This window comes from Gluconobacter frateurii, from assembly GCF_002723955.1.
GTDB classification, from domain to species: domain Bacteria; phylum Pseudomonadota; class Alphaproteobacteria; order Acetobacterales; family Acetobacteraceae; genus Gluconobacter; species Gluconobacter frateurii.
Map to the genome: position 1 here is coordinate 377,275 of NZ_BEWN01000002.1, position 17,448 is coordinate 394,722.

Genomic DNA, 17,448 nt, shown 5'->3' on the forward strand with positions numbered 1-17,448 from the left:
AGATTTCAGCAGACGGACCCCATATGGAGACGCCACACACTCCCTACGCGCCACAGTCGGCCAGCAACCAGACCCCGTCTGGCGCCGCTTCGACGCCGATTATTGCGCTGGTGGATGATGACCGGAACATTCTTGCTTCCGTCCAGATGACCCTCGAATCCGAGGGCTTCACCGTTCACACCTATACGGATGGTGAAAGTGCCCTTCAGGGAATCATCAGCCGCCCGGTCAGCCTTGCTGTACTGGATGTGAAGATGCCACGCATGGACGGTATGGAGCTTCTCCAGCGCCTCCGTGCCCGGTCTAACCTGCCTGTCATTTTCCTGACGTCGAAAGACGAGGAACTTGATCAGCTCATGGGTCTGCGCCTTGGCGCGGATGATTACATCACCAAGCCGTTCTCCCAGCGCCTGCTCATCGAGCGCATTCGCGCGTTGTTGCGCCGTCAGGATGCAAGCCGTGCGGAAGCCTCCGGCGTGACGGCAACGGGTTCAGCTATCGTTCGCGGGCAGTTGTCGCTTGATGAAACCCGTCACCAGTGTCTCTGGGGTGGGCAGGATATTGCCCTGACGGTGACAGAGTTCCTGCTGGTCAAGGCTCTGGCCATGCGTCCGGGAATGGTGAAGTCCCGGGACCAGCTTATTGATGCGGCTTACGGAGACAACATCTACGTCGATGACCGAACGATCGACAGTCACATCAAGCGTGTTCGCAAAAAATTCCGTCAGGTGGATGACAGCTTCAACCAGATCGAAACCCTCTATGGCATCGGGTACCGTTACCGGGATGAGTGACGCAGCGTGACCTTTTGCCGGGAAGAAAAGCCGCGTGGGTAACGCCGATCCGTCCTCCGCTCTGGCTTATGATCTTGATTCGGACCGTCTTGAGCAGGGGCGGGACCGTCGTCATGCGGCTGCCGCGCGACGCGGGCTGCTGTCCTCCCTGCAAAGGCTGTTTGTGAGGAAAGGGCCGCCCGATCCACGGCGGAAACTTGCCTCTCCACTGCTTGGTCGAATTCTTCTTCTGAATATCCTTCCGCTGGCTCTGCTGGCGGTGACGCTTCTGTTCCTGGATCAGTTTCAGAACAGCCTGCTGGAGACGGACGTCAACGCCCTGCGCGAGCAGGCACATATCTACGCCGCCGCTGTCGGTCAGTCAGCCGTCGTTGCGGCACCCAAGGTGGCTGGGAAGCCTGCTCCGGGCGGAGAGTTCGTGCTGGACCCCTCGCAGGCTCGTCCCTTGCTGGCACGTCTGACCGAGCCAAGTCCGAACGCTCATGCCCTGCTGTTCGACCCAGACGGAAAGCTCGTGGCAGATAGCCGGACGGAGCCCCGGCATCCCCCAAAAGCCATCGTACCAGATGCTGCGACGGATGGACTGCCATGGCATCCACCACGCAATAACGCGCTGGAAAGCTTTTATGACTGGCTACTGTCCCTGCTGCCGCTGACGTCCAGCGAGGGGGTCGTGACGCTGGATACGCCAGATTCAGCGACAGATGGCCCGCATGATGCCCAGCCCTTACGGGCTCAGTCGGAGCTTCCCCCCTTCATCCGCCGCACGAAAGACCATCAGCTCGTGGTCACGGTTGTTGAGCCCGTCGTGCATGAAGGTCTGACGGTGGGCGAGATTCAACTGACGCGGCATGCACCGGAAGTGGATCGGTCGTTGTTCGCGGTCCGCTCGTCCATTCTGTCGCTGGTGCTGGCGGCGCTCGTCGTTACCATCCTGCTCTCCTGGTACCTGTCTCTCACCATTGCGCGTCCGTTGCTGACACTGGCGCGGGCGTCCCATGAAATGCGGGAATCGGACGGTCGCAAGGATCTGGTTCCGGAGCGTCTGTTGGCCCGACGGGATGAAATTGGCGTTCTGGCACGTTCCCTGCGTGGCAGCGCGCTCGCGCTCTGGGCTCGCATGGACGATATCGAGCGGTTTGCTGCTGATGTCAGTCATGAGATCAAAAACCCGCTGTCGTCGATCCGCTCGGCGATTGAAACGCTTCCTAGAATCGCGATTCCCGAACGGCGTGATCGTCTGCTTGGGATTATTAACAGTGACGTGAAGCGCCTGGATCGACTGATTACCGATATTTCGGATGCCAGCCGCATTGACGCCGAACTGTCCCGCGTTCGGCCGGAGCCTGTCTCTGTTGTGGCACTTCTCTCCATTCTAGCGGAAATGCATCAGACGACACGCAAGGAGGATGCTCCGATCCTGCGTCTTGATGTCCGTGACCAAGAGCCGCCACTTCGGGCTTTTGCTGTGGAAGACCGACTGGTTCAGGTTCTGCGCAATCTCATCGGCAACGCTGTTTCGTTTTCGCCGCCCCATGGCGTGATTGCTCTGCATGCCAGCGCACGGGACATTGCGGGCAACGGTCCCGGAACAGGTAGCGTGGTGGAAATCACCATCAGTGACCAAGGGCCAGGGATTCCGCCAGGAAAGCTCGAAAGCATCTTTGACCGCTTTTACTCAGAGCGGCCGCAGACCGAGCATTTCGGTCAGCATTCCGGGTTGGGTCTGGCCATCAGTCGTCAAATCATTCACGCGTTGCGTGGAAGCCTGTTTGCCGAGAACATTCTCGACGCTTCCGGTGCAATTTCCGGGGCCTGCTTTGTCGTCCGTCTTCCCCGAGCAATCTGAGCGGGCCAGTGAATTATCCTGCGGCATTCTGTGCCGTGTTTCAAATCCACTGACTGGAATGCTGGCCGTCTGTTTGTCTCCGGTTTCCTGAAACAGGAGTGTAGCGGCAAAAGGAATGGCCAGCGTCAGGATGCACAGAGGGGAGATGCAGTCCTTAACCATGGGGGGATGCAACTGGCCGGGCTGCGAGCAGAACGTGGCCGATCCGATGGTTGTTCAGTTGGTCTGCACGGACGTCGCGCAATGTACGAAGAGCATCCTGCCGTGCAGTCTGGGCGCAGGATGAAACATCGTCTGGTGTTGCGGTATCCATGGGGTTGGTTACGGAACAGACGGATTGGGCTGCATCATCGACACGAGAGGCTGCGATCCGCCAGTCGTGCTCATTGGCAAGATTAAGCCCCGAAATATTCACTGTCTGGCTGGATGTTGTCGGAGCAAGAACCGGAAAAAACGGAGCTGCAACGCTGCGTGACGTCGGTATGAGCGTCAGGGTCGCGAGAAGAATGCTGCAGACGGGAAGGACGGTGCGAAACATGGCGGAAGCCTTTCTGCTTGAAAAGATGCGGCGATCATGTCGCCTGCAAATCGTTATGCAGAAGGCGTGCCAAACCTGTTTTTCTCGATGTTTTTTCTAGCCTGAAAATGCATTTCCAAGAAAATAAATGAGAAAATGACAAATTTCACCGATATCTGGTGATATTTTCCATTTATGGAGATGGGCTGGCAATGAGGCTTAGGGCGATACGCTGATTAGCCTGAGGAAATCCCTGAACGATCCGCAGAGTCAGAGCTGGTCGTGCAGCAGCAAGAGCTTCTCCGAGTGCGCTCTGGCACTGGCTGAAGCCATCGCCTTCACGAAGCATCGCAGCAACATGTCGGGTCTGGTTCAGGGTCAGTCCGTGTTTTGCCAGTTCTTCTGAAATGGCCTCCAGCGCAGCCTGACATTCTTCCGAAAGGCGCTGTGGCCGTTCGCCCAATGGTCCAAGACCGTTAAAGTCCGTGCATGTCACTTCGTCGCCGTGGACAGTGACAGTCTCGTGTCTGGAAAGTTCGCCCATATGATCCGTATTCCCGATCCGTCGTCAGAAGGTGCAAATCCCTCTCCGGACAAAGGCGCTGACGGCGATGCAGCGCAATCCGTTGCACAGGGTTCTAAACCGGACTTGGAAGGGTCGCAATCCGTGTCATCTCGGCAACGGTTTCCCGATAGCGAAAATTTTCATGCCTCCTGTGTCGCGCGGGATGGAAAAGCCATTCTGCTGTGTGGCCCTTCCGGCGCAGGGAAATCGATCCTTGCGCTGCAACTGATCGAAGCAGGTTTCTCTCTTGTGTCGGATGACCGCGTGGTGATGAAGGGTCCTTACGCTGGCCCTCCACCGGAACTGGCCGGTTTGCTTGAAGTGCGGGGTGTAGGACTACTTAAGACATCCTTTGTCACGAATGCGCGAGTGATTCTGAAGGTCTTTCTGGGGGAGGCTGGCGAACGCCTGCCAGCTTCTGAACGAGACGAGAAAACAGGCGCAGTCATTCTCTATCTGAACGGCAGTTTTCCGGGAGATTTGTCTCGTGTCGTCGCGGCCTTCAAGGCCTGTTGTGGCGAGTATCAATGGTGCGTCGGAGCGGGCGCCGATGTGGCGGGACTCTGAAGTGGCGAAATAGTTCCTTATGATCTGAAAAAGGGCTAGAGTAGGGCACATGACACCGGCGAATATTCCCGAGTCCGAAACTTCGGCAGGATATGGTCCTGGTTCCAGACAGATCCTGATTGTCACAGGGCTTTCCGGCGCCGGAAAATCATCCATTTTACGTGTGCTTGAAGATCTCGGCCATGAAGTCGTGGACAATCCGCCTTTGCACCTTCTCGAAGCCCTGGCCTCACGAAGCAGCTCGCGTCTGGCAATCGGAATCGATGTCCGTAGTCGTGGCTTTGAAGCATCCCGTGTACTTGAGGAAATGGACCGGCTGAAGGCTTTGCCGGGCAGCCAGGTTCAGCTTCTCTATGCCACTGCCGAGCCTGAAATTCTTCTTCGCCGGTTTACAGCGACGCGACGCCGCCATCCCCTTGTAACCAGTGGCACGATTCTTCCCGGAATAGAGCAGGAAACCCGGCTTCTTGCGCCCCTGCGGGCTCATGCGGATTTTGTGATCGATACGTCCGACCTGCCAGCGCCAGAGCTGCGGCAACTGATCGAGACGCGATTTGGCAGCGGTGCGGAAGATGGTTTGACCGTTGCATTAATGTCCTTCGCCTACCCGTCGGGATTGCCGAGAGAGGCGGACATGGTGTTCGACGCCCGTTTCCTCCGAAATCCGCATTACGATCCGACGCTACAGCCCATGACGGGTCTGGATCAGGCTGTTGTGCAGCACGTCAAGCAGGACCCGGCTTATCCGGCCTTCTTTAATCATGTGCATGGTCTTCTGGACCTCGTGCTTCCCCGCTTTGTTGAGGAAGGCAAGAAATACGCCACTATTGCTGTGGGATGCAGCGGTGGGCGTCATCGTTCCGTCACCATCATTGAGGAACTGGCGCGTCTGCTTCCAGAGACAGCGCCTGTCGGCCCGATGATGGTATTGCATCGTGAGCTTGCGCGGAAAGGCCTCTCTTCATGGCGTTGGGCCGTTCCGCCGCACAACCTGTCTCCGCAGGACAAATCTGCATGATCGGACTGATGCTGGTCACGCATGGCAGGCTAGGCGAAGTCCTGCTTGAAACAATGGTGCACGTGGTCGGACCTCAGGCCCAGATTGGAATTGTCGGGGTTGGGGATGATGACGACCCGGCTCTTCTGCACCCCGAAGCAGACAGGCTGCTGCATCAGCTGGACACCGGTGATGGCGTCCTTGTTCTGACAGATATTTTCGGAAGTTCTCCGTCCAATCTGGCGCTGTCTCTTCGGAAACCTGGACACGTCGAAATCGTTTCTGGCGTGAATGTACCCATGCTGGTCAAGCTCGCGAAAACACGTGCGGGGCTGGATCTCGAAGGCTGCATTGAAAAGGCAACAATGGCCGGGCGCAAATATATCGCGGTTGCGTCCCAGCTTCCTGATCCCTGTCTTCACGGGGGGCCGCGCCCCTGTGTCATGCCGGTCCCCTGATGAGCGAAACAGCCCTTGCCCCCCGTACCCTGACCATCGTGAATCGGCTGGGTCTCCATGCTCGTGCCGCAGCCAAGCTGGTCACGACAGCAGAGCGCTTTGACGCAGAAACGACGGTGGAACGCGGCGGCAACGTCGTGTCGGCCCTCTCGATCATGGGGCTCATGATGCTGGGGGCTGGAGAAGGGGAGACGGTGACCCTGCATTCGCACGGCCCACAGGCTGCTGAGGCGCTCGACGCTGTGGAAGCTTTGATTTCGGATGGATTTGGTGAGCGTGACTGAGCAGCCTTCCCGTTCCAGTCGGCCCAGAGCGTCCCGTTCACGCAAAGCGTCATCAAGTTCCATTACCCTGCACGGTAAAGCCATCACTCAGTCCATCGGGTTGGGTCCGGCTGGCCGGGTGGAAGAACTGCCTCTTCCAGACATTACCGAGCGATACAGTCAGATTGGGCCAGAGGCCGAGCTTGTCCGGCTGGATGCCGCCATTACCCGGGCGCTTCGTCAGATCGAGAAAATGCGGGATCGTCTGGTTGGTCTGCCGGAGGAGGGGCGCGAAGAAATCGCAACACTCCTTACGGTCTATGAGCGCATGCTTGGCCCATCCCGGCTGACGCGTCAGGTTCGTGCGCGGATCAACGAAGATGGATTATGTGCCGAAGCAGCCGTGTCAGACGTCAGTGAGGCATTGGCTCTTCAGGTTCTTCGCACCGCGGAAGCCATGGCGGGTGAGCATGGTGTGCAGGAACAGGACGCCAATTTTAGGCTTGCCGGAGAGTTTGAGGAAATCGGCCGGCGGTTGATCCGTAACCTTACAGGCGTGTCTTACAGGGCATTCTCCAGCCTGCCCCCAGGCTCTGTGCTTGTCGCCGAGCAGTTGCGCCCGGCTGACGTTGCCATGATTGATCCGGCGCGGATTGCGGCTGTGGTAACCGAGGGCGGCGGCGGCGCAGATCACACCGCCATTCTGTTACGCGCGCTCGATATTCCCGCGATTCTGGCTGTGCCCAATCTGATGGCACAGGTGAATGAGGGCGATATGCTCGTCGTAGATGGGCATCTTGGCACGATTACGCTCTCCCCGAACGAGACCGAACTGCGTCTCGCCCGTGAGGCTGCCCAGAAGGAAGCCAAGGAGAAGCGGGCCTTTGGCCGCCTGAAAAAGCTCCCGGCCCAGTTGCTGGGTGGCGAGCCTATCGAACTTCTGGCCAATCTGGAGCTCCCCGCCGAACTCCCAATGCTGCTGCGTAATGGGGCCAAGGGGATTGGCCTGCTGCGAAGTGAGTTCCTGTTCGGGGAGCGGGACGATCTGCCGGACGAGGACGGCCAGACTGCCACGTACCGGTCCATTATCGAAGGCATGGACGGACGGCAGGTCACGATCCGTGTTCTGGATTGGGGTGGCGAAAAAGGCCGTGCGTGTATGCGCCGCCTCGGTCTGGCGGAACAAGTGGCGGATGGAGATAACCCCGCGCTTGGCCTGCGGGGTATTCGTCTTCTTCTGCGCGTTCCGGATGTTCTGGAGACCCAGTTTGCTGCGATTCTGAGAGCGGCCGCGCCGGAAGAGGGCAATACGGCGATCGGCCCTGTCCGTGTTCTACTGCCGATGGTCACATCCCCGGATGAAGTGATCGAAGCGCGGGAAATTTACGAAAAGGTGGCGCGGCGCCTCAAGCGCAAACAGGTGCCTCTGCCTGATGTTCTTCCGCCGCTCGGGATCATGGTGGAAACACCGGCCGCGGCTCTGACAGCAAACACCATGGCGCAGCATGCTGACTTCATGGCCCTCGGAACCAATGATCTGACGATGTACACGCTGGCCGTAGATCGGGCAGATTCGATGGTGGCCGATCGATACAGCCCTCTTCATCCGGCGGTTCTGCAACTCATCGAGGCCACGGCGGAGTCGGCTCTCCGGGCTCATCGGCCTATCTCCGTTTGCGGCGAAATGGCGTCCGACCCCAGGGTTGTCGCGCTTCTGATCGGGTTTGGTCTTCGGTCGTTCTCTATGAATTCGGCGTCCCTGCCACGTGTGAAACGCCTGATCCGAGCCCTTAAGATGGAAGATTGCGATCATCTCCGCCGACAGGTGATGATGGAGACGAACCCTGCCGCCATTCAGTCCCTGATCCGGGATTTTGCGATCTGAGACACGGTTTCGGCGGGTCTCTATCGAAAAAAATGCGGTCCGATGCCATATAAGGGGGATCATGCCGGATTCGTCTTATGAGACCTCCCCCGTGGAGGACCTGTCTTTTTCTCCAGCCATTACGGCCCGTCTTGAGCGGGCTGGTGACTGGTGCCGCCACCGTGGGCAACGCCTGACGGAGACGCGGCGTCAGGTTCTGGGGTTGATCCTCTCCTCTGACAAACCCTCCGGTGCCTATGACCTGCTGGCCCGTTTACGGCCAGCCCATCCAAATGCAGCACCGCCCACGGTCTATCGGGCGATAGATTTTCTTCTGGAGCAGGGCCTGATTCATCGTCTGGAGCGGCTCAGCGCTTTCGTCGCCTGCTCCCACGCGACAGACTGCCATCATGGCTGCGATCATGGAGAGTGGGGCGTTCATCGCGCGCAGTTCCTGATTTGCAAGTCATGCGGACGGGCCTGGGAACTGGAGCAGGAAACTGTCGTTCCCGCCCTCATGATTGCCGCGAAAGAGGCTGGCTTCCGGGCCGAAGCTGCTACAGTCGAAATTGAAGGGGTTTGCGCAGGGTGCCAGAAAGCTGCTCATAGCGGCGGTCACTGATAGCAATGGGCGCGCGACGTTCTCCACCGCCCGCCCTTCCATTCGATGATCTTCCGCAGCAGCGTGCACTTAAAGCTTCCTCCACTCGCGGAGGCCGCACTCTTTCTCCCGAAAATTCCCAACCCGATCTGCTCGACTGGCAGCCCCCGCAAACACACCTGTCTGCCGAAGAAAGTGATGCTCAGATTCTGGAAGCAATAGGATTCCGCCCGCCTTCCGGAGAAGCATTTCTCTATGCAGTTCTGGACCTTTCTTACGCCCGGACCATCCTTGAGCGCGGTCTACCTCTTGAAGATCGACTGGTCTTCCTGGAAGCCAAGGCGACGGTAAATGCGCTTTCCGAGCTACCTCCCGAGCAGGAAACCGGCATTCTTCGGGTGCGTCGCAGGTTGATCCAGTCTTGGCTTGAGACACATCGCGACGGCGACAAGTCATGCTATGTGCTGGTCGCAAAACAGCCTTCAGAAGGCTGACAGCAAAGGTTGAAATGAATGACAGCACAGACAGGATCAGGTCTGCTCGCGGAGGTCACGCGCGGCAGTCAGGTTGAATCGCGACATCTGGGCCGCGCCGTCGTTGTGGATGCGGACGGTGCCGTCGTTTGGTCCTGCGGCGACGTGGAAACCCCGGTTTTTCCTCGCTCTACGGTTAAATCCCTTCTGGCCATTGAACTCGTGGAAAGTGGTGCTGCGGATCGGCTGGGCCTGACGGCGGACGCTCTGGCCTTGGCCTGCGCTTCCCATGGTGGAGAAGAACCCCATGCGAAAGTTGCAGCTGTCATGCTGGCTGCCGCGGGACGTGATGTAGGGGCGTTGGAGTGCGGAACGCACTGGCCAACCTATGAGCCAGCGGCTCGGGCGCTCGCCGCCGCCCATCAAGCAGCATGCCCGCTTCACAATAACTGCTCTGGCAAACATGCGGGACTGATCTGTCTCGCCTGTGACCAGGGCGTGGACCCGACGGGCTATATCAACCCGTCCCATGAGATCCAGCGCCGCGTCACGGATGTTCTGGCAGCCGTGACAGGCACGCCTCATACGGACGCCAACCGCGGTACGGATGGATGTTCCATGCCGACTTACGCGGTTCCCCTCAGGGCCCTTGCTCATGGGTTCGCGCGTTTTGGAAGCGGGGTTGGTCTCTCCGCAGGTCGGGCTGCTGCAACAAAGCGCCTCCGCGAAGCTGTGGCCACCAACCCGTTCATGGTCGCGGGGACCGGGCGATATGACACAACGGTCATGAACAATTTCGAAACTCGTGCGTTCGTAAAAATGGGCGCCGAAGGCGTTATGATCGCGGCACTGCCGGAGCAGGGCTTAGGTTTCGCTATCAAGGCGGATGATGGCGCCAATCGCGCTGCTGAAGTCGCGATGTCTGCTCTGTTGCGCCATTTTGGTGGCGAGGCACTCTGCCGGACGCCTCAGGATCATGCGGTCCTGACAGATACGGCAACCCAGACGCTTCGAAACTGGCAGGGTGTAACAGTGGGTGAAATTCGGGCCGCCCTCACGATCTGACCACGATTGTGTTATAAAAATTACAGCTCTGACATCCATTGGACAGATGGATGTCATTTTTTTGGAAAGGATAGTGCAACAGCATGACAGATCAGGGCAGGACCGTAGAACCCCCTCAGACAGATGACAGTGCGGCGTCCGTTTTCGATGCAACACGATTTAAGATTATTGCCATCGGTGTGATCGCGGCCCTCGCGGGATTGATGTCCGGTCTGGATATCGGTGTTGTGGCTGGTGCGCTGGACCTGATCGGCAAGGAATACCATGCCTCGACGCTGGCCCTGGAGTGGGTCGTTAGTTCGATGATGGCTGGCGCGGCTGCCGGTGCGCTCGGTGCCGGTTGGTTGTCCCATCATCTGGGACGTAAGCGCTCCCTGATCCTTGGTGCTGCTGTGTTTGTCGTCGGCACGCTGGGATGTGCGATGGGATGGTCTATTCCATCCATCATTTTCTTCCGCGTCATCATGGGGATCGCGGTCGGTATTTCAGCGTTTACAGCACCACTCTACCTGTCCGAAATTGCCAGCGAAGAGTCTCGCGGCGCGATGGTGTCGACCTATCAGCTCATGGTGACGGTCGGTATTTTTGTGGCTTTCCTGTCGGATACCTATTTTTCCTACAGTGAAAACTGGCGTTGGATGTTTGGCGTCGCTGGTATTCCTGCGGTGCTCTTCCTGATAGGCGTCCTGTTTCTGCCATACAGCCCGCGTTGGCTGATCATGCAGGGTCGTCACAAGGAAGCGCGTGAAATTCTTGTGGATCTTCGCAACGATCCGCTGGAAGCCGCCAAAGAAATTCGCGCGATCCGCGAGCAGCTTGAAACCAAGCAAGAAGGCTTCAAACTTTTCCGCACGAACAGCAATTTCCGCCGCTCTGTCGCCCTGGGCATCATGCTTCAAGCCATGCAGCAGCTCGCGGGCATCAATATCGTCATGTACTACGCGCCAAATATTCTGGCGGCCGCCCATTTCGATGCGCACGCGCAGATGTGGTGCACGGCTATCATTGGTCTCGTGAACATGCTCGCGACATTCGTGGCTGTGGGTCTTGTGGATCGCTGGGGGCGCAAGCCCATCCTCTATGCCGGCTTCACGGTCATGGCGGTCGGAATGGGTGTTCTTGCCATTCTGCTTCAGGGCGGCATGACAACGCAGTCTTCGCAGATTGCAGCAGTCTTCCTGCTTATGATCTTCTGTGCAGGCTTTGCGATGTCTGCCGGGCCGCTAATGTGGGTCCTGTGTGCGGAAATTCAGCCGCTCGGTGGCCGGGACTTTGGTATCGCCATGTCCACCTTCACTAACTGGATGACCAACCTTCTGGTGGGCGTGAGCTTCCTGTCTCTCATGAAGGCGATTGGGACCGGTGGGACGTTCTGGCTTTTTGCGGGGTTGAATGCACTGTTCCTGCTTTTGACGATCCTGTTCGTGCCGGAGACAAAGGGCATGTCTCTGAACGTGATCGAAAAACGGCTGATGCAGGGCGTGAAGCTGCGCAAGCTCGGCCGCTAAACCATCTGAATGAATTTTGTCTGACAGAGCGCCCGGCCCATCTGGCCGGGCGTTTCTGTTATACACTGTCAGCTTAAGGAGGCTGTCATGACCAATTTTTCTCTTTCTTCCGAAGAGCCAGGCCGCGGCGGCGTTTTTCTGGTTTACGGTCTGTATATTGCCCGGTTCTTTACGGGAATATCACTGCTTGCAGGCGTTATTCTGGCCTATATTCTCAAAGGATCGAGCGCGGGCATTGCACGAGCACATCTGAGCTGGCTTATCCGTCTGTTCTGGTATGATGTGGCGTTCATCATCGGATGTGCAGCCCTGTTCGGGGCCTGTTTCATTACAGAGCCTCCGGGTAGTTCGGGTCCGGGACAACTCCTGTTCCTGATCCCCATTGGGATTTTTGCTCTCTGGAACATCGCGCTTCTGGTGTCCCTGCTCTATGGCGTGCGGTCTCTAACCCAAGGTAAAGGCCCGTTGCCAGATCGTTTCCGCTCATTTGGCGAATAAACTGGCGAACTACGCCATTTGATGCCTGTTATGTGTTCCGGATGCCAAAGAAATGCCGGAGAACTACAACTGGCACGCTTTCTGCATGAACTCTTCTGTCGAGGTTCTTCCTCCAGAGGAGTTCAGTCATGTACACCACAACAATGCCCGGCTATGGCCGCGTCCATCAGGATACCGGACGAGATTACGTTCTGCTGATTTACGCGCTGTATCTGGCCGGCTTTTTTACCGGCATCACCGCGTTTATCGGGGTGACTCTTGCCCATATGAGCAGACGGTCCGCTACGGGTCTGAAACGTGCCCAGCTGGATTGGCAGATCAGGCTATTCTGGTTTGGCTTTCTTGCGCTTGCGGCGATCGGGATGATTCACCTTATGGTGGCCGGCTTGGGTGCAATAACGGGTGGGTTGGGCATGGTCTTCATGGTGATTCCATGGGGCCTGACTCTGGCGTGGGGGATCCTGACGGCCTGGGCGATCGTTCGAGGCATACATGCCGCGCTCATGAACCGTTCCGTCATCTCTTCCACACCGTTCTGATGCCAGAGAAAGTTTTTCAGATGTCTTCTTTCCGCATGATGCTTCCCGCTCTTCTGGTCGCCACCTGCCTGTCTTCTTCAGGGGCGTTGGCGGCACCGCTCAATCAGAACGTCACGTCTGATGACCTGTCTTACACCACGCTGCCAGAAGGGGGTGTCATCTCCAGCATGAGTGGTGACGTGCAGATCCAGACCTCCAATGGCCCTCTCTCCATTCGCGGAGTGAGTGGCGATATCAAGATATCAAAAAACGAGGGGCCAACCTCTCTGACCACAGTGAGCGGTGACGCCCAGATTGATCAGGGTCTGGGGGCCGTACAGATCAAGACTGTCAGCGGAGACATTTCCGTCGCCCATGCGGCAGGGGGAGCCGCGCTTATGACCGTGAGCGGCGACACGCAGTTGGGCGGGGCCGCAGGAGATGTAACGATCAAAAGTACCAGCGGTGATCAGGACGTCACGCTGGTTTCCGCTGGAAACGCACGCAAGATCATTCTTGAAACCGTCTCAGGCGATGTAACGCTTCATCTTCCGCATGATTTTGGCGGCACATTTGATATTGCACTTCGTCAGACCCGTCAGCAAAGCGCTGTTCCGCTGGAGCAGTCTCTGGGGCTGACGGTACAGTTTGGTCCTTGGGAAAGGCAGGGTCTTTCTATGAGTGAAACCCGAAAAATCACCGCTACCGGGACCGTCGGAAATGGGCAGGATCACGTTACGATCCGGGGTCTCTCAGGCAAAATACGGATTGTTCAGGACTGATCTTTCCAACCCAGACGTTTCAGCGCCTCCGCCATGGCCGGAGGCGGTGGAGCAACGGCTTCCAGAGTATCTTCAGGTAAGGGTATATGCAGGCTGCGTGCCAGCAAGTGCAAGCCGCTGGCATCGCTTTTGCCATAAAGGCGGTCACCGACGATCGGCGTGCCAAGAGACGCGCAGTGAAGACGGGCCTGATGCGTCCGACCTGTGAGCAGTTCGAGCTCAAGCCAGCTCCGCCCGTTCGCGCGACCCAGGACGCGCCAGCGTGTTACGGCAGCGTCTCCTTTTGGGTCCACGATCATGCGCCATCCTGATGGATTGGATTGGCGCAGAAGGGGGGCGGAAATTTCGCCTTCGTTTTCCGGAGGTGTGCCTTCAACGATGGTCCAGTAAAGTTTCCGGACCTGTCGGTTCTGAAACGCGGCCTGTGCTTCGAGGAGTGCGGTTTTGCGTCGTGCGATCAGTAAGCAGCCAGACGTATCCGCATCCAGTCGATGGGCCAGCCATGGGCCGCCGCGCGGATGCGTGACCAAGCGCGTCTCAACGGAATCCTGCGTTGAAGGGCCGGGATGAACAGCCAGTCCCGCAGGTTTGTTCAAAACAAGAAAGCGCGGTGTTTCCAGCAGGACAGGAAGATCCTGCCCCAGATAGAAAAGGCCTCTTGGGGCAGGGGAGGGGGACTGTTCCGGTTTGGCAGGGCGCTGGCGCCGTCGATCATTCCTCATGGGAAGCTGGACGACGAGCCAGAATTTCGCGTTTGCCCACATGGTTGGCCGGGCCGATGATGCCTTCCTTTTCCATCTGGTCAATCAGCTTGGCAGCGCGGTTATACCCAATCGACAGATGGCGCTGGATGAAGCTGGTCGAGGCGCGGCCTTCGGTCATGACGATATCCACAGCCTGTTCAAACAGGCTGCCTTCTCCGTCGCCACCGCTTCCGCCGCCACCCAGGCTTCCGCCGGACGAGCCGCCTTCTTCATCTTCGCCGGACACCACATCGTCATTGTAGATCGGGTCGCCCTTGGAGCGCAGATCTGCCACGACTTCTTCGACTTCCTCATCTGCCACGAACGGACCGTGGACACGCGTAATGCGACCGCCACCCTGCATGAACAGCATGTCACCTTGGCCCAGAAGCTGCTCGGCGCCCTGTTCCTGAAGAATGGTGCGACTGTCGAACTTGCTGATGACCTGGAAGGAAATACGGGTCGGGAAGTTTGCCTTAATGGTACCGGTGATGACGTCAACGGACGGGCGCTGCGTCGCCATGATGACGTGAATACCAGCAGCACGGGCTTTCTGAGCCAGACGCTGCACAGCCGTCTCGATTTCTTTGCCAGCAACCATCATCAGGTCGGCCATTTCGTCGATAACCACGACGATATACGGCAGGTTTTCCAGCGGGACCTGCTGCTCATCGAAGACGGGTTTGCCCGTCTCAGGGTCAAAGCCGGTCTGCACGCGACGCGTGACCATCTCGCCGGAGGCGCGAAGCTGGCTGACGCGTTCATTGTAGCCGTTGATGTTACGGACCTGAAGCTGCGCCATCAGACGATAGCGGCGGTCCATTTCCTGCACCGTCCATTTGAGGGCGCTGACAGCCTTGGTCGGTTCCGTCACAACCGGCGTCAGAAGATGCGGAATGCCGTCGTAGATCGACAGTTCCAGAATCTTCGGATCAATCATGATCAGGCGGCACTCTTCCGGGCTGAGGCGGTAGAGCAACGACAGGATCATCGCATTCACGCCGACCGACTTACCCGAACCGGTCGTACCAGCCACCAGAAGATGCGGCATCTTGGCCAGATCCGTATAGACCGGAACGCCTGCAATATCCTTGCCCAGCGCGATCTGGAGGCGGCCCGTTCCGTTCGTCCATTCCGGCGTCAGCAGGAGTTCGGAGAAGTAAACGGTTTCGCGCTTGGCGTTCGGGACTTCGATACCAATGACATTTCGTCCCGGCACCGTCGCAATACGAACGCTCAGCACGGACAGGGAGCGCGCTACGTCATCGGCAAGACCGATTACGCGGGACGAGCGGATGCCAGGAGCGGGCTCCAGTTCGTACAGCGTGACGACAGGGCCTGCGTGGATGTCTCCAATTGTGCCCTGAACACCGTAGTCAGCCAGCACGCTTTCCAGCAGGCGCGCATTGGATTGCAGCGTTTCCTGTGAAGGACCTGTCGTTGCATGGGCCGGTGGTGGGTTTAGCAGAGACAGGGGAGGCAGTACCCAACCTGTCGCAGCAGGAGTGCGGGCTGGCATGGGGCGTGCAACAGGGTGTGGCTGTGCAGGGCGCTCTGGGCGACGCATGCCGAACAGGCTGCGGCGCTGTTCAGGCTCAGGTTCGGGCGGTTCAATGCTGCTTTGTGGAACATCATCGTCCGCATCGTCTTCAACATGCGAGCGCTGGATCGTCTGGACATTTCGCTGACGGGCAATCTGCGCCAGTCGTTCTGCATAGGGGTTGGACGGCGCCTCTTCTTCTTCCGCCAACTGGGGAGCAGGCGTGGGCGGTTCCTTGCGCAGTGCCGTAGGGTGCTCGTATGGGTCTTCCGTCGTTTCCATGGGAGGCTGCATCCAGCCCGTATTCTGCGGCACGAACGGAGATGGACGCGTCCGTGGGTCGCTCTTGCCAAAGCTTCGACGCAGGAAGGAAAGCGGGGCGGCATCAGGAGCCGGAACGCCTCCCACAGTGCCGGGCTGGAATTCGTACTGGCGCGGATCGGGCGCAGGGCGGTTCGATGCCTGCGGACCATTCATCCGACGGGCCAGAACAACAGGCTGGCGCGCCAGAAGAGCAGCACCCTGCCCCATGGCGCGCCATTCACGCCACTGAAGACCCATGGCCAGCGGCATGAGGATGCCCATGAGCAGCAGAACCAGAAACACTGCCAGTGCGCTACCTGCTGATCCGGCTTCGGCATGGGCCGCATCCAGCAGGCGATGGGCAAATGAAACGCCCATTTCGCCTCCAAGGCCAGCAGCCGTAGGCCATGCGACTTCAAGTCCCGGAATGAGCAACTGAAGTGTGCCAATAAAGGTCGCGCCCGCTGGCAGTAGAAGGAGCGCTGCGGCAATGCGGAGGATCGGCGCGCTCATGCCGTGGTGGCGGACCATGCGCCACGCCCAGGCCAGCAGAACCACAATCGGCAGACCGCTTCCCAGACCAAGCCACTGCACCAGACCATCGGAAATGGTTGCGCCCGTACGGCCAAGGAGGTTTGTCGGTTCCGTACCCGTTGAGGTGTTGAAAGACGGATCGTGTGGATTGAAACTCCACAGCGCGATCCCAATAGCCACAGCGGCGATCAGGAACCCAAGACCCAGCAACTCCAGCAGACGCGCGTTCAGCGCGCTCCGGAGTTTGGGTGTCATGTGACGGTCGTGTGCCTCACGGACAATGTTGCGCACTGTGCTGGTCGATCGGCTGAACACGGCCAAGTCTCGTCACCCCGTCGGTTTTTTGGATTACGGCTTTCAGATTACGTCTGAATTATACCTGACAGGCCACTGAATACAGTAGGAAAATTAAGGAACAGTGGATGAATGTCGCCAGATCGTCACCTTCGCCGCGCCGAATTTCCGGATTGAAAGCGGTTCGGCCGGAAGTGTGGGGGAAAAGTGTTCGGAAGGTGGCACAAACGGGGCAAAATCCTCGGTCGCGCCGGTCTCGGCAACGATCAGCGCCCCTTCTGCAATCCATCCGTTTCTGGCGAGCGCACGCAGACCCGATTCGACCAACGTCTTTCCGTATGGCGGGTCTAGGAAGATCAATGTGTGAGGCTCGGCGGCTTTCGGTGGATGCGTAACGCTGCAACTCAGCACGCGTGAGCGGTCACGGGCCCGGCAGATATCCAGATTGGTACGCAGGGCATTCAGCGCGTTGCGGTCCCGCTCGATGAAGGCCGCACGCTGTGCTCCACGGGACAGAGCTTCCAAGCCTAGCGCACCGGTTCCGGCATACCCATCCAGCACGATGGCCTGTTCCAGCTCTTCCTGACCATACCATGGAGCATGGGCCAGCATGTCGAAAATGGCCTGACGCGTCCGGTCCGACGTTGGGCGCGTGCGCTCACCGGTTGGGGCCATGAGCGCACGGCCTTTGTTCTCTCCGCCAACAATCCGCATG

General features: G+C 58.5%; 19 protein-coding genes. 14 read left to right on the top strand and 5 right to left on the bottom strand.

Annotated elements, in window-relative coordinates:
- Positions 1–23: 23 nt before the first annotated feature.
- Positions 24–794, top strand: coding sequence for a response regulator transcription factor (locus tag GFR01_RS07170; protein WP_063903239.1), 771 nt, complete (start codon positions 24–26; stop codon positions 792–794).
- 34 nt (positions 795–828) lie between these two features.
- The gene (locus GFR01_RS07175; protein WP_099181873.1) at positions 829–2,643 is read left to right on the top strand and encodes a stimulus-sensing domain-containing protein; all 1,815 of its coding nucleotides are present in this window, start codon (positions 829–831) and stop codon (positions 2,641–2,643) included.
- Positions 2,644–2,797: 154 nt separating this feature from the next.
- Here the strand turns inward: GFR01_RS07175 and GFR01_RS07180 are convergent, their stop codons facing one another.
- Together GFR01_RS07180 and GFR01_RS07185 are read right to left on the bottom strand one after the other, a co-directional pair.
- Positions 2,798–3,181: a UrcA family protein gene (locus tag GFR01_RS07180; RefSeq protein ID WP_099181874.1), complete on the bottom strand. Its 384-nt coding sequence runs from the start codon at positions 3,179–3,181 to the stop codon at positions 2,798–2,800.
- A gap of 172 nt (positions 3,182–3,353) precedes the next feature.
- On the bottom strand, positions 3,354–3,704 hold the full coding sequence (locus GFR01_RS07185; RefSeq protein ID WP_063903236.1) for a hypothetical protein: 351 nt from the start codon (positions 3,702–3,704) through the stop codon (positions 3,354–3,356).
- Here GFR01_RS07185 and GFR01_RS07190 point away from each other — a divergent pair, their 5' ends adjacent.
- The 12 genes from GFR01_RS07190 to GFR01_RS07245 all read left to right on the top strand — a co-directional run bounded on the left by GFR01_RS07190 (position 3,705) and on the right by GFR01_RS07245 (position 13,319).
- On the top strand, positions 3,705–4,292 hold the full coding sequence (locus GFR01_RS07190) for an HPr kinase/phosphorylase (protein ID WP_099181875.1): 588 nt from the start codon (positions 3,705–3,707) through the stop codon (positions 4,290–4,292).
- Positions 4,293–4,341: 49 nt separating this feature from the next.
- The gene (gene rapZ / locus GFR01_RS07195; RefSeq protein WP_063903234.1) at positions 4,342–5,310 is read left to right on the top strand and encodes an RNase adapter RapZ; all 969 of its coding nucleotides are present in this window, start codon (positions 4,342–4,344) and stop codon (positions 5,308–5,310) included.
- On the top strand, positions 5,307–5,747 hold the full coding sequence (locus tag GFR01_RS07200) for a PTS sugar transporter subunit IIA (protein WP_063903233.1): 441 nt from the start codon (positions 5,307–5,309) through the stop codon (positions 5,745–5,747). Before rapZ ends, GFR01_RS07200 begins: the two co-directional genes overlap by 4 nt.
- Complete coding sequence (locus GFR01_RS07205) at positions 5,747–6,031, top strand: HPr family phosphocarrier protein (protein ID WP_061929679.1); 285 nt, start codon at positions 5,747–5,749, stop codon at positions 6,029–6,031. Before GFR01_RS07200 ends, GFR01_RS07205 begins: the two co-directional genes overlap by 1 nt.
- Positions 6,024–7,895: a phosphoenolpyruvate--protein phosphotransferase gene (ptsP, locus tag GFR01_RS07210; RefSeq protein ID WP_099182129.1), complete on the top strand. Its 1,872-nt coding sequence runs from the start codon at positions 6,024–6,026 to the stop codon at positions 7,893–7,895. The genes GFR01_RS07205 and ptsP overlap by 8 nt, the downstream gene beginning before the upstream one ends.
- Positions 7,896–7,956: 61 nt before the next feature.
- On the top strand, positions 7,957–8,496 hold the full coding sequence (locus tag GFR01_RS07215) for a Fur family transcriptional regulator (RefSeq protein ID WP_063903231.1): 540 nt from the start codon (positions 7,957–7,959) through the stop codon (positions 8,494–8,496).
- A gap of 5 nt (positions 8,497–8,501) precedes the next feature.
- A complete protein-coding gene (locus GFR01_RS07220) occupies positions 8,502–8,969 on the top strand; it encodes a hypothetical protein (RefSeq protein ID WP_099181876.1) in 468 nt (155 codons plus the stop codon).
- Between the two features lie 18 nt (positions 8,970–8,987).
- Positions 8,988–10,013 (top strand): asparaginase, encoded by a 1,026-nt coding sequence (locus GFR01_RS07225; protein ID WP_099181877.1) that lies wholly within the window; start codon positions 8,988–8,990, stop codon positions 10,011–10,013.
- A gap of 83 nt (positions 10,014–10,096) precedes the next feature.
- The gene (locus GFR01_RS07230; RefSeq protein ID WP_099181878.1) at positions 10,097–11,521 is read left to right on the top strand and encodes a sugar porter family MFS transporter; all 1,425 of its coding nucleotides are present in this window, start codon (positions 10,097–10,099) and stop codon (positions 11,519–11,521) included.
- Positions 11,522–11,608: 87 nt separating this feature from the next.
- Complete coding sequence (locus GFR01_RS07235) at positions 11,609–12,019, top strand: hypothetical protein (protein WP_063903227.1); 411 nt, start codon at positions 11,609–11,611, stop codon at positions 12,017–12,019.
- Between the two features lie 128 nt (positions 12,020–12,147).
- The gene (locus tag GFR01_RS07240; RefSeq protein WP_099181879.1) at positions 12,148–12,558 is read left to right on the top strand and encodes a hypothetical protein; all 411 of its coding nucleotides are present in this window, start codon (positions 12,148–12,150) and stop codon (positions 12,556–12,558) included.
- Between the two features lie 20 nt (positions 12,559–12,578).
- Positions 12,579–13,319: a DUF4097 family beta strand repeat-containing protein gene (locus tag GFR01_RS07245; RefSeq protein ID WP_099182131.1), complete on the top strand. Its 741-nt coding sequence runs from the start codon at positions 12,579–12,581 to the stop codon at positions 13,317–13,319.
- Here GFR01_RS07245 and GFR01_RS07250 read toward each other — a convergent pair.
- The 3 genes from GFR01_RS07250 to rsmD all read right to left on the bottom strand — a co-directional run bounded on the left by GFR01_RS07250 (position 13,310) and on the right by rsmD (position 17,447).
- Positions 13,310–14,041 (bottom strand): RluA family pseudouridine synthase, encoded by a 732-nt coding sequence (locus GFR01_RS07250; RefSeq protein WP_099182130.1) that lies wholly within the window; start codon positions 14,039–14,041, stop codon positions 13,310–13,312. The two genes, GFR01_RS07245 and GFR01_RS07250, sit on opposite strands and share 10 nt — an antisense overlap.
- Positions 14,031–16,694: an FtsK/SpoIIIE family DNA translocase gene (locus GFR01_RS07255; protein ID WP_244902195.1), complete on the bottom strand. Its 2,664-nt coding sequence runs from the start codon at positions 16,692–16,694 to the stop codon at positions 14,031–14,033. The genes GFR01_RS07250 and GFR01_RS07255 overlap by 11 nt, the downstream gene beginning before the upstream one ends.
- A 153-nt stretch (positions 16,695–16,847) precedes the next feature.
- A complete protein-coding gene (gene rsmD / locus GFR01_RS07260) occupies positions 16,848–17,447 on the bottom strand; it encodes a 16S rRNA (guanine(966)-N(2))-methyltransferase RsmD (protein ID WP_099181881.1) in 600 nt (199 codons plus the stop codon).
- Position 17,448: the final 1 nt, after the last annotated feature.